The 12848-nt window shown below is 38.0% G+C and carries 10 protein-coding genes; 2 read left to right on the top strand and 8 right to left on the bottom strand.

The features are described 5' to 3' along the window. Nucleotides 1-17: 17 nt before the first annotated feature. From iolG to lepA, 8 genes are all read right to left on the bottom strand, one after another. Entirely contained in the window at nt 18-1037 is a 1020-nt protein-coding gene (gene iolG / locus AB3I34_RS12905) for an inositol 2-dehydrogenase (RefSeq protein WP_010712647.1), read from the bottom strand. Between the two features lie 23 nt (nt 1038-1060). Continuing rightward, the gene (locus tag AB3I34_RS12900) at nt 1061-2068 is read right to left on the bottom strand and encodes a Gfo/Idh/MocA family protein (RefSeq protein WP_002356824.1); all 1008 of its coding nucleotides are present in this window, start codon (nt 2066-2068) and stop codon (nt 1061-1063) included. Between the two features lie 173 nt (nt 2069-2241). Continuing rightward, on the bottom strand, nt 2242-3699 hold the full coding sequence (locus AB3I34_RS12895) for a CoA-acylating methylmalonate-semialdehyde dehydrogenase (protein ID WP_002370405.1): 1458 nt from the start codon (nt 3697-3699) through the stop codon (nt 2242-2244). A gap of 39 nt (nt 3700-3738) precedes the next feature. Continuing rightward, complete coding sequence (gene iolB / locus AB3I34_RS12890) at nt 3739-4578, bottom strand: 5-deoxy-glucuronate isomerase (protein ID WP_002372122.1); 840 nt, start codon at nt 4576-4578, stop codon at nt 3739-3741. 38 nt (nt 4579-4616) lie between these two features. Then, nucleotides 4617-6533: a 3D-(3,5/4)-trihydroxycyclohexane-1,2-dione acylhydrolase (decyclizing) gene (iolD, locus tag AB3I34_RS12885; protein WP_010712648.1), complete on the bottom strand. Its 1917-nt coding sequence runs from the start codon at nt 6531-6533 to the stop codon at nt 4617-4619. Between the two features lie 10 nt (nt 6534-6543). Then, nucleotides 6544-7578 carry a 5-dehydro-2-deoxygluconokinase gene (gene iolC / locus AB3I34_RS12880; RefSeq protein ID WP_002362153.1) on the bottom strand — a complete coding sequence of 345 codons (1035 nt, stop codon included), beginning with the start codon at nt 7576-7578 and terminating at the stop codon, nt 6544-6546. A 158-nt stretch (nt 7579-7736) separates the two neighbouring features. Then, nucleotides 7737-8753 carry a LacI family DNA-binding transcriptional regulator gene (locus tag AB3I34_RS12875; protein ID WP_002384266.1) on the bottom strand — a complete coding sequence of 339 codons (1017 nt, stop codon included), beginning with the start codon at nt 8751-8753 and terminating at the stop codon, nt 7737-7739. A gap of 264 nt (nt 8754-9017) precedes the next feature. Then, nucleotides 9018-10853, bottom strand: coding sequence for a translation elongation factor 4 (gene lepA, locus AB3I34_RS12870; RefSeq protein WP_002362155.1), 1836 nt, complete (start codon nt 10851-10853; stop codon nt 9018-9020). A 246-nt stretch (nt 10854-11099) separates the two neighbouring features. On the opposite strand from lepA, the gene AB3I34_RS12865 reads away from it, so the two are divergent. Together AB3I34_RS12865 and AB3I34_RS12860 are read left to right on the top strand one after the other, a co-directional pair. Continuing rightward, the gene (locus tag AB3I34_RS12865; protein ID WP_002356813.1) at nt 11100-12320 is read left to right on the top strand and encodes an enhanced intracellular survival protein Eis; all 1221 of its coding nucleotides are present in this window, start codon (nt 11100-11102) and stop codon (nt 12318-12320) included. Between the two features lie 23 nt (nt 12321-12343). Next, nucleotides 12344-12823, top strand: coding sequence for a nucleoside 2-deoxyribosyltransferase (locus AB3I34_RS12860; protein WP_002362157.1), 480 nt, complete (start codon nt 12344-12346; stop codon nt 12821-12823). The last annotated feature ends 25 nt before the right edge of the window (nt 12824-12848 follow it).

Raw genomic sequence — 12848 nt, 5'->3', positions numbered from 1 at the left:
TCACTCTCCTACTTCATTTATAGTTGTACCAAACGATTCGTATCAAATGATTCTTGACAAGCTAATGCAATTTTTGTTGATTGTAGGCCATCTTCTGCATTAACTGCTGGTTGACGTTTTTCTTGAATACAGGAAATAAATTCTTGTGCTTCTCGAATGAACGCTTCTCTAAATCTTTCTGGAAAGTTTTGAGAGCAAGGTCGCACAACCCCTTGATTATTCATAACAGTCACTAAATTTTTTTCAGGTACTTGCGCTACTCGTAACATCCCTTTGGTGCCCATGATTTCTGTTTCGACATGGTAACCATGTGTAGCATTTCTTCCAGCAACTAGTAAAGCCATTGTTTTATCTTTAAGACTCATCATAGCTGCTCCGGTTTCCAATTCACCGACTTGATCTAATTCTGGATATGCAGCATTTTTACCAATTGCCCAAACTTGTTCTACCTCTTGACCAGTAAACCAACGAACCAAATCAATATCGTGAATCGCCATATCTAGAAATAAACCGCCACTATCATTGTTCATTGCAAACTTAACGAAGCTTTCCAGTCCATCACTCGGATCAATTCCATAACAACGGATTAACGTGACTTCCCCGATTTCCCCATCTTCTACCATTTTTTTCGCATACTGATAAGATTCATCGTAACGGCGCATGAAACCTAACATAAATACTTGCTCGGGATATTTTCCAATAACCTCTTGTGTTTTTTTTATGTCCTCAATTTCAATTCCCAATGGTTTTTCAGTAAATACGTGTTTCCCATTTTCCATAGCTAAACGGACTTGTTCACAGTGGAATCCTGAAGGTGAAACAATAAAAACGGCATCAATTACAGCGCTTTGAACCATTTCTTCATAACTAGAAAACGTATACTTAACACCTAACTCCTTCTGTGCAAATGCTAATTCTGATTCAACTAAACTACAGGCGGCCGTAAGTTCACAGCCACTAACAGCAGAAGATAAATTTTTTGCGTGTACCTTGCCTAATCTACCTAGTCCTACGATTCCTACTCTAATATTTTCCACAAAACCCCTCCTTTTTTTAAGAATTATTTGGTATATAACGCTGGTTGTTCATCTATTTCAATCATTACTTTTTCCCCTGACTCACGAGACTCATGACAAGCCATCATTGTGATTGCTGCCACGTAGCCATCCCAAGCAGTTGGACCAACAAGTTTATCGTTTTTAATTGAATCAACCCATAACTTAAATTCGTAATCATACGCATCTAAAAAACGCGTTTGCCAGTCGGGCGAAATTGGTGTGTAATTTTTCTCCGCAGCTTTAATTTTGGTATAGGCTGGATCCGTCATTCCGACTTCTGCCGTTTCAAAAACTACGTCACACTTAATGTCGTAGCCAAAACGACAATTAACAAAAATTTCTAAATCAATTGTTACACCTGATTTCGTCTGGAAAATCAGTAATTGAGGATCATGTAAATCTGCATGTGTATGGCTGGTTTTTTTTGGTAAAATCATTTGTACTGAGGCATAATCTTCGTCTAATAGCCAACGAAGAACATCGATTTCATGGATTGCAGTATTACTGATTGCCATTGGCGTCTTATAATTTTCATCAGCGCTTGGATTTCTATGCGCACAATGGAGCATCAGCGCTTCACCATACTGTTTTGATTCAATTGCTTCTTTCAACTCAATGTAGCCACGATCGTATCGACGCATGAAGCCCACCTGTACCAATTTTTTACCATAAGCGACTTCTGCATCTACAATTCGGCGACATCCTGCGGCATCCATTGCTAATGGTTTTTCGCAGAATACGTATTTTCCATGCTTGATTGCTTCCAAGACATATTTTTCGTGTGTTGGGTCCCAGGAAGTAACAACAACAACTTCCACTTCTTCAGAAGCAATTAATTCTTCGCCTGTTTTGAAAAATTGAGCCCCAATCTCCTCAGCAATTTTGCTTGCCGCTTCAACATTAATATCTGATACTGCTGTTACAAAAGCGCCTTGTGTCTTGTGATTAATTCTGTTAATATGTTCGATTCCAATCGCCCCTGTACCAATTACGCCTACTTTTACTTTCAATTATTTGTCCTCCGATTTCTTTATTTTATGCGCATTATGTATACGCTTACAATTTTATTTAGTCAATCATTATTTTCAGAAAGTCATGTCTTATATTTGTACTAATAAAAGATACTTTCACCGCTTTAATCATAGAATCCTCGAAGCTCCTTTGACAGAGCTTCGAAGTAAAACTAGTTTATTTCGCTAGGAGCGTATCGAGCAGTTACAACTTTTCGATGTGTATAAAATTCTACACTGTCTTTTCCATTGGCGTGTAAGTCACCATAGAAAGAGTGTTTCCAGCCGGAAAAAGCAAACCAAGCCATTGGTGCTGGTACACCTAAGTTGATGCCTAACATTCCTGCATCAACATTCTCTCTAAAGTAACGGATAGCTGAAGCATTACTCGTATAGAGGCATGAACCGTTAGCAAATTCTGATTGATTGGTCAGTGTAACTGCTGCTTCTAGATTTTTCACTCGAACAATTGAGGCAACGGGTGCAAAAATTTCATCTTGCCAAATCTTCATGTCCATCGTGACACGATCAAAGATCGTAGGTCCCACGAAGTAGCCTTTTTCAGGAATATTTTCACGGCCATCTAACAATAAGTCCGCTCCTTCATCAATACCTTTTTGAATGTAATCAAATGTTCGTTGCTGCGCCTCTTTTCGAATCACGGGGCCTAAAAAGACTCCTTCTTCCAGACCATTTCCAATTTTTATCGTCTGTGCTGCAGCCTTAAATTTTTCAACGAATTGATCTGCAATAGTTTCTTCTACAACGATCACCGAAGCGGCCATACAGCGTTCACCGGCTGATCCAAAAGAGCCACCGATAATGTCTTTTACTGCACGATCAAGGTTGGCATCTTTTAAAACGATGACATGATTTTTTGCGCCAGTTAATGCCTGGACTCGTTTCAGATTTTTTGTTCCTTCTTTATAGACATATTCACCAACATTTTTTGAACCTACAAAGCTAATTCCTTTTACTAATGGATCACGCAATAAAGTATTAACAACATCGTGTGCCCCATAGACAACATTAAAGACGCCACTTGGAAATCCTGCTTCTTCTATTAATTCAACAATTTTTTCCATCAATAATGGCGTTTTTTCGGAAGGCTTCAGCACCACCGTATTCCCTGCTGCTAACGCCATTGGGAAAATCCAAAACGGTACCATCATCGGAAAATTGAAAGGAGTAATTCCCCCCACAACACCGATGGGATAACGGTAATTGGTAATTTCAATATCTGTAGCCGCTGTGGATAGAGAATCACCCATTATTAAATTCGTAATGCCCGCTGCGTGCTCGACATTTTCAATCCCTCGCTGAACCTCACCTAATGATTCTGACAAAGATTTTCCATTTTCAAGCGTAATTAATCGTGCTAGCTCTTCTTTATTCGTCATCAATAAATGATGCAATTTGAAAAGATAGCGGCCACGAACTGGAACACTTACTTTTTTCCATGTTTGAAAAGCCTCATCCGCTACTCTGATTGCTTCTGCAGTTTCTGCTTCACTAGATAATGGAACATTTACTAATGCTTCTTCTGTTGCCGGATTGACCACTTCTTCAAATTCAGTGGCTGCACTTGTTACCCAGCGGCCACCTATATAATTCTTTAAAAATCGAGTCATTTATTTTCCTCCTAAAAAAGTCTACTTATTTTTTTGTTTCTAATTGTTAGTCAATTCGTTCCGATTTAAAATCCACTCGTGTTTTTTCTCGTTATGAAACTTCCAAATTCGTTCAGGTCCTGCCATCACATTTAAATAATAAGAGGTGTAGCCATCTGGCACGCCGACAGGATGATATCCCTTAGGTACCTCCACAACATTTTGATGCTCTACAGTCATCGTTTCATCTATAGAACCATCCTCTGTATATACTCGTTGGAAAACAAAGCCTTGCTCTGGATTCAGCTCATGATAATACGTCTCTTCTAAATAAGATTCGTCAGGTAAATTTTCTTGGTCATGTTTGTGTGGTGGATAGCTAGAAAAGTTACCACCTTCAGTGTAGACTTCAACCACCAACAAACTACTGGCAGTATCGACATTGTCTGGTAAAATGTTATGCACTAGTCGTTTATTCTGATATATCCCTCGTTTTTCAACCGTATTTTCCTCAGCGGTAATCACGTGCACTGGCAACGTTTTTTTAGCTGGCGAATAACAAAGGGCCAAACGAACAGTATCAGAAGTTGCTATTAGTTCAAACGACGTTTTTGCTGGAATATAGATACTATCTGTCGGAATTTTTTCAAAAACAGAGGTTCGTTTACCTAAATTCTCGTACCATTTATCGCTCACCTTAACATTGATTTTGCCAGTTAATACAACGATACAAACTTCCAGTTCATTACCAGCTTCTTGATACATTGCTCCATTATCTAATTCAAGAACTTGAAACTCAATATACTGTAAATCAGTGTTGTTTTTTCGAATATTTTGAACTTGTCGAACACCGGGAGCTAGTTCTTTTATCAACGGTTGATGTTTCAATGTTTTTTTCAATTCATTCGCTCCTAACTTTTTGGTTGTATAACGAATACCTAATATTTTCTAGCAGTTGCAAGTTTTTCTTTTTTAACTTGGTATGCTTCTTGAATCGCTGGTTTTTCTGATACTTCAGCAACACCGACATTCCACCAACTACCATCGTAACCAGCAGTCATCGTTTTAGGAAGAACATTTATTTCAATCAATGTCGATTGCGTTTGGTTTTTCGCGTCGACAATCGCCTGTTTTAGTTCTTCAATCGAATGGACTTGATACGCTTTGGCACCATATCCTTCAGCGATTTTAGCATAATTGATATTCATAATTTCGCCTTTTGTATTTCTAAATTCCGTCCCTTGACTTATGCCGCCATTCTCCATTTGCAGATTATTAATGCATCCGAACCCAGAATTATTGAACAGAACAATATTGATTTTTTTGTCATATTGTAATGCAGAGACCAGTTCGCTATGCAACATCAAAAAACTACCGTCACCGACTAATGCGTAAACCTCTTGATTAGGATTAGCAAGCCGTACCCCCATTGCACCAGCAATTTCATAGCCCATACAAGAATAGCCATACTCTAAATGATAAGTATTTTCCTTTACAGGATTCCACAATCGTTGCATATCGCCTGGCAATGACCCTGCCGAACCAATCACAATCGCATCATCTTCGACAAAATCATTCAGATGAACGAAAACCTCTGTTTGTGTCAGAGTTGTATTCAAAGAATCAGCATAATCATTTAAAATATCCTGTGTAAAGTGGTTTTTGATTTCCGGATCAAAATCTTTCCGTTTAAAATGAGTTGTTTTTAATCGCTCCCGCTCTTTCACCCATTCGTTCTTCAGTTCAGTGATTTTTTCACCATAAGCCGTTCGATATCCTTCAATCATTGGCAGAATTCCTTCTAAGGTTGCTCGAGCATCTCCCACAATTTGAAACGCTTCCATTTTGTAAGTCTGTGGTCGACTTACGTTAATATTTATCATTTTTGATTGTTCAAAATTAAAAATACTTTTTGATGCAGTGGTAAAATCCGTATAACGCGTGCCAATTCCAATAATCAAATCCGCTTGCTGAACAGCTTTATTAGCAGCCGAGGTACCTAAAATTCCCAAGCCTCCAAGATTATTTTCAAATCCCCATGAAACAGTTGATTTACCAGCATGTGTTTCAACCAAAGGTATCTGATGAACTTGAGAAATTTTCTGAAGGATCTCACCTGCTTCTGAATACTTGCAACCGCCCCCCACAATAATTACTGGGTGTTTACTATCCTTTATCAAGTGACTAGCTGTTTCAAGCTCACGAATTGTCGGCATCCGTCGATCGATATAATGAACTCTTTTTCTAAAAAACTCTACTGGATAATCATAGGCTTCTGACTCAACATCTTGTGGCAAACAAATGGTGGCAGGTCCTGTAGTTGCAGGATTGGTCATAACTTCAAATGCCCGTAGCAATGCTGACATCAGCTGTTCTGGCCGATTAATACGATCCCAATAGCGAGAAACCGCTTGGAAAGCATCGTTGGTAGAAAAGGTTACACTTGATTCATGTTCCAACTGCTGTAATACGGGATCTGGTTGCCGAGTAGCAAACGTATCTGCTGGCAGAAACAATACAGGTATATTATTAGCGAAAGCCGTTCCAGCAGCAGTCAATAAATTAGCAGAACCTGGACCAGCAGACGCTGAAACTGCGAATATTTTCTTACGTAAACTTTGTCTAGCAAAAGCGATAGCAGCATGAGCCATCCCTTGTTCGTTTTTTCCACTGTAACTTTTTAAATGTCCCGGATCTTGTTCCAACGCTTGACCAATCCCTAAAACATTCCCATGACCATATACATGAAAGATTCCTTCCACATAAGGTGTTTCTTTTCCATCAATGCTGATATATTGTTGATTCAAAAATTTTAATAATGCTTGTGCTGTCGTTAAACGAATCGTCTTTTCCATTTTATCCACCTTAAATCCTGGCGATCATTTCGCCGTATATTTCCTTCTCCAGTTTAATGAACTCTTTTACTTCTTGCGTCGTTGGTAAAGAATCTGAGCAATTGTTACTTTTGACCATCATCGAAGCTTCCGCTGAGCCAAACTCCAAGCAATCGATAATTTCCCAACCTTCAAATAAACCATATAAAAATCCAGCTGCATAGCCATCACCGCCACCAAATCCCTTACGTGCCTCCACTGGAAATGGTTTAATTGAAAACTGTTGTTGATCTGCTGTATAAGCTGTTGAGCCTTTCATTCCGTGTTTAATAACGACTATTTGAGCGCCACAATTATGCCAAAAAACAGCGCTTTCATTATCTGTCATATTTGGTTGAATCAATCTTTCAGTTAAATCAAATTCTTCTCTCGAGCCCATAATAATATCTGATTCTTTCGCAACTATTGAATAATAAATAGCGATTTCATCCACATTTTTCCAATTGTATTCTCGATAGTCGATATCAAAAATAATTTTGACGTTGTTTTTTTTCGCTAACATCACAGCTTTTAACACGGCTTCTCTTGAAGGGCTTTCCGCCAAAGCAGTCCCTGAAATTAATAAGGCTTTTGAACGTTTCAAATAATCTTCATCGATATCTTCGACACTTAGTTGTAAATCTGCAGCTTGGTTCCGATACATTAAAATGCTACTTTCTTTAGGTGATAGCATTTCTGTAAAAGTCAGACCCAACTTTTCGCCATGCTGTGCTTTACTTATCTGAGAAGTATCAATGCCTTGCTCATTAAAGTAATCAATAACATATTCTCCGAACTGGTCATCGGATACTTTCCCAATGAAGCCAGCTTTCATCCCATGTTTGGTGATACCCACGGAAATATTTGCAGGAGAACCTCCCACAAACTTTTCAAACATATGAACATTTTTTAAAGGCTTAAATTCTTCTTTAACTTGCTCATTATAGGCAGGGTTAAAATCGATAGCCACTCTACCTAAAAGAACTAGATCAAATTCTTTTGATTGATCAAAGCTAATATAACTCATAGATCCACCTCTTCTTCGTTCTTCTATTATTTACAAACGAATTATAGCACGCTTTCAAAACGCGTGCAACATTAAATTTGCACATTATTTTTGCGTGCATTTTAAAAGAACGCAAAAAAAGAAGCATGAATTGCTTTACAGCAAGATTCACACTTCTTTTAAAGATTATATTTTGTTTTAATAATGATATCTGTAAATAACATCTCTTCTGTTATAAATTTATTATTCTGTAGTTGATTCGCTAATAGTAGCAAAGACCGATAGCCCTGCGTAAAACCATCTTGATCAATTAGAAAATCAACTTGATTTTTTTTCAGCATCTCGATATTTTTCTCAGTTAAATCATAGATAATCACATACGGTCTGTCTTTCCCTGCCCTTTTTTTCAACACACGAGCAATTCCTGCTTGACCTCCTGAAAACACAACGACACCTTTTAAATTAGTATAGTTCTCTAATGTGTCACTTAAAATCTTTTCGACTTCATCGCTCGAATCAAAACTGCTTTGAACACCTGTTAATTTCAATTGTGGAAATGACTGTTTCAATTCTTCAACAAAACCAGCAACTCGTAAACTATTCACACTATTTCCAAAATATCCAGTAATAGCTAGGACATCTCCCTCTCCTTTTGTCAACATTCCTAATAATCCAGCAGCTGTCTTCCCGCTTTTAAAGTTATCCATTCCGACAAAGCACTGACGTTTACTACCAACAATGTCCGAATTGAATGTAATGACCTTAATGCCTTGTTCCGTAAGCTGATTGATTTTTTCTCTAATCGCCACACTATCAACTGGCATGATGGCAATTCCTTTTACACCAAGTTCTAACAAGCGTTCAAGTGCCTGTAACTGCGCCGCTTCATCGACCCCGTCTATTTCCTCTAAAAAGCAATCGATATTTCTTTTTTTTAGATCACCTATAACTGCTTGTAAACCTGATCGAATTGGAATCATAAAAGATGATTTTGCCAATTGTGTCACAACACCTAATTTGATTGCTTCTTCTTTGGCCATCTTTTTTTTCTTCGGAACATAGTTCATTTCTTTCGCTATTGTTTTAATTTTTTCAGCAACCTCAGGATTGATTCGGCCGCGATTATTCAATGCTCGATCCACAGTTCCCCTAGATACTCCTGCTTTTTCAGCAATTTCTTTTATTGTTCCAGCCATTTGTTCTCTCCTTATTTACTTGATTTGCAAAATTATTTTGATTATTTATAAGCTTTCGTATGTATATTCTATCACAATATAAAAAAGCACGCAATTTTGCGTGTTTTATTTTAAAATATAGTTTACTTTAATTTATATTTTCAAAAAAAGCGTGGGACAAAAATCACTTTGGATTTTTGCTCCACGCTCAAAAACTGATAAACGGTGGGAACAGAAGCAACTCCTTCGGAAATAAATACTTCTGTCTCGACCTTTTTTAATAAGTTATTTTTTCTGATCATCTTCATCCATTTTCAGAACTGCCATAAAGGCTTCTTGAGGAACTTCCACGGACCCAATTTGTTTCATCCGTTTCTTCCCTTCTTTTTGTTTCTCTAACAATTTACGTTTACGAGAAACATCGCCACCATAGCATTTAGCCAGTACGTTTTTGCGTAAGGCTTTAATATCTGAACGAGCCACAATTTTTTGACCAATCGCCGCTTGAACTGGGACTTCAAACTGTTGACGTGGAATTAGTTTTTTCAATTTCTCAACAATCGCTTTCCCACGCTCAAATGCGAAATCTCGGTGAACAATAAAGCTTAACGCATCCACTTTTTCAGCATTTAATAGAATATCCATTTTCACTAGACGGCTGGTGCGATAGCCAGCCATTTCGTAATCTAAGGATGCATAGCCTTTTGTACTTGATTTCAATTTATCGAAAAAGTCAAACACGATTTCAGATAACGGAATTTCATAAACTACGTTTACACGATAATCGTCTAAGTAATCCATTGTAATGAATTCGCCACGTTTACGTTGTGATAATTCCATTACTGCTCCTACATAATCGTTTGGCACCATGATTTGCGCTTTAACATAAGGTTCTTCCACAGATTCAATCGTTACTGGTTCTGGAAATTCAGCTGGGTTATCAACAACAACGGTTGTTCCGTCAGTTTTATTAACGTGATAGATTACAGACGGTGCTGTTGTAATTAACTCTAAATTAAATTCTCGTTCCAAACGTTCCTGAACAACATCCATGTGCAGCAAACCTAAGAAACCACAACGGAAACCAAACCCTAAAGCTTGCGATGTTTCTGGTTCAAATTGTAACGCCGCATCATTTAATTGTAATTTTTCTAATGCTTCCCGTAAATCATTGTAGCGCGACGTATCAATTGGATATAAGCCACAATAAACCATTGGATTCATTTTGCGGTAGCCTGGTAGTGCTTCTGCTGCTGGATTGTCAGCCAAAGTCACTGTATCCCCAACCCGTGTATCTTGAACCGTTTTAATGCTAGCGGTGATATAGCCCACATCACCAACCATTAAATAATCACGAGCAATTGGTTTCGGTGAAAAAACGCCGACTTCTGTTACATCAAACGTTTTACCGTTACTCATCATTTGGATTTTATCTCCAGGACGAACGACACCGTCAATTACACGAATGTTTAAAACAACTCCTCGATAGCTATCGTAAATAGAGTCAAAAATCAAAGCCTTTAAAGGAGCCTCAATATCGCCTGATGGAGCTGGTACATACTCCACCACTTGTTCTAAAATATCTTCAATCCCAATTCCTGCTTTTGCACTTGCTAAAACAGCTTCCGATGCATCAATTCCAATTACGTCTTCAATCTCTGTCCGAACACGCTCTGGATCAGCGGCGGGTAAATCAATTTTATTAATAACAGGTAAAATTTCTAAGTCATTATCCAATGCCAAATAGACATTTGCTAGCGTTTGCGCTTCAATTCCTTGCGCCGCATCAACAACTAGAACAGCCCCTTCACAAGCTGCCAAGCTACGAGAAACTTCATAGGTGAAATCGACGTGTCCTGGTGTGTCAATCAAATGGAAAGTATAGGTTTCACCATCTTTGGCTGTATAGTTTAATTCAATTGCGTTTAATTTGATGGTAATGCCGCGTTCTCTCTCTAAATCCATTGAATCAAGTAATTGATCTTGCATTTCTCGACTGCTAACTGTATTTGTTTTTTCCAAAATCCGGTCGGCTAAAGTTGACTTCCCATGGTCAATGTGGGCAATAATCGAGAAATTACGAATTTTCTCTTGTCTTGCTTTCATTTCTTTATTGTTCATTTTTTGCCTCATTTCTTTTAAGAAAAGCTAGCTCCCTGCTAGCTTCATTAATCAATTGTTATATTTTAGTTGCCTTTTTTATCAAATTATCATGTTTAAAGGTCTAGGATAATCAGCACTTTTCATTATACCAATTTTTGAAGAAGATTTAAAGCACTTCCCTTTTATTCTTTTGGTTTCGAAAGGCTAACAGAGTTTCGAAAAATTTGGTATACTAAAAACAGTAAATTTATTGGAGATGGAAAAATGGATGAACAAGAATTTCGAAAGCAACTGACCTTAAAGCCTGTTGAGGAAGAACACATTGATCAATTTAATGAACTTCTTTCCTATGTTTTTCAAGTGACTGAAGCAGATATTGAAGAAAGTGGTTTTGAAAACAAACGCGCATTTATCAAATCAAAACAACCGATTTTAGAACTTTCAAAAGTATTTGGCTGGTTTCACGAAAATCAATTAATTTCACAAATTGCTATCTATCCATGCGAAGTCAATATCCATGGCGCTTTGTATAAAATGGGCGGCGTTACTGGTGTCGGTACCTATCCTGAATATGCCAACCACGGTTTAATGAAAGACTTGATTCAAACAGCATTAGAAGAAATGCGCCAAGATAAACAGTGGATTTCTTATCTTTTCCCTTACAACATCCCTTATTACCGACGTAAAGGTTGGGAAATTATGTCCGACAAGTTATCTTTTAAAATTCGGGATACGCAATTACCAAAAACCGTTCCTGTTCCAGGAATGATTGAACGGTTAGCTGTCGATCACCCAGATGTCTTTGATGTCTATGCGCGATTCGCTCGTCAAAATCACGGCGCGCTCATTCGTAGTGCCTTCAACTGGGAAGAATATTGGCGTTTCGAAAACGAGGAAGAACGGACTGCTGCTGTCTATTATGGTGCCAATCAAGAACCTTTAGGAGTACTTTTCTATTGGGTGGCCGATGAGGTATTTCATATTAAGGAAATGTTTTACTTGAACCAAGAAGCCCGAAATGGCTTGTGGAATTTTATTACTGCGCATTTTTCGATGGTTTATTGGGTCAAGGGCGATATCTATAAAAACGAACCACTAGCCTTTCTTTTAGAAGACAGCCAAATTAAAGAAAGCATTGAGCCCTATTATATGGCTCGAATTGTTGATGTCAAAGCCTTTTTAGAAAACTTTCCTTTTGAAAGTACGGCTAAGCCCTTCCATTTTGTCGTTAAAGATCCTGTTGCTGAGTGGAATAATGGTATTTTTGGCTTAATTTGGGATGAAAATGATCAAGTAACCATTACGGATGAACCTCTAGGCACCGCCGTTCACTTAGATATTCAAACACTAACTTGTTTAGTCATGAATTACCGACGCCCTTCGTACTTACATCGAATTGAGCGCATTGATACAGATAAAGAAACTTTAAATTCTTTGGAACGGATTTTTCCTGACCAAGAAGCTTATTTCAGTGATTATTTCTAAACCCTTGGATTGGAGACAGACAAATGACAAAAATTTATTTTGCAGGACCTTTATTTTCGCAAGCTGACTTACGTTATAATGCCTATTTAGTCGAACAAATTCGACAATTGGATAAAACAATCGATCTTTATTTACCACAAGAAAATGCGGCGATTAACGACAAATCTGCTTATGCCGATAGTAAAATGATTGCCTTAGCAGATACAGAAAACGTCCTTGCTAGCGACTTATTGGTTGCTTTATTAGACGGTCCAACCATTGATGCGGGCGTAGCTTCCGAAATTGGTGTTGCTTATGCCAAAGGAATTCCGGTGGTTGCCCTTTACACAGACAGCCGCCAACAAGGTGCTGATAATCACCAAAAGCTTGATGCTTTGAACGAAGTCGCTGAAAATCAATTCCATTATTTAAACCTTTACACAGTTGGTTTGATTAAATTGAATGGTCGGGTTGTTTCTTCAGAAGAGGATTTGTTGGAAGAAATTAAGCAACGATTGTCATAATAAAAAAGAACGAGCGAATTCGCTC

Origin of the sequence: Enterococcus sp. C102(2024) (genome assembly GCF_040888205.1) — a bacterium.
GTDB classification, from domain to species: domain Bacteria; phylum Bacillota; class Bacilli; order Lactobacillales; family Enterococcaceae; genus Enterococcus; species Enterococcus faecalis.
This window is presented reverse-complemented; position numbering and strand designations above follow the sequence as displayed.

Bases quoted from the DNA above. Each gene is read 5' to 3' on its own strand.
- iolD (WP_010712648.1), bottom strand. From the start codon at position 6,533: ATGGAAAAGACGATTCGTTTAACGACAGCACAAGCATTATTAAAATTT.
- AB3I34_RS12860 (WP_002362157.1), top strand. From the start codon at position 12,344: ATGACAAAAATTTATTTTGCAGGACCTTTATTTTCGCAAGCTGACTTA.
- AB3I34_RS12875 (WP_002384266.1), bottom strand. From the start codon at position 8,753: ATGGCTGGAACAATAAAAGAAATTGCTGAAAAAGCAGGAGTATCTAGG.
- lepA (WP_002362155.1), bottom strand. From the start codon at position 10,853: ATGAACAATAAAGAAATGAAAGCAAGACAAGAGAAAATTCGTAATTTC.
- AB3I34_RS12865 (WP_002356813.1), top strand. From the start codon at position 11,100: ATGGATGAACAAGAATTTCGAAAGCAACTGACCTTAAAGCCTGTTGAG.
- AB3I34_RS12895 (WP_002370405.1), bottom strand. From the start codon at position 3,699: ATGACTCGATTTTTAAAGAATTATATAGGTGGCCGCTGGGTAACAAGT.
- iolC (WP_002362153.1), bottom strand. From the start codon at position 7,578: ATGAGTTATATTAGCTTTGATCAATCAAAAGAATTTGATCTAGTTCTT.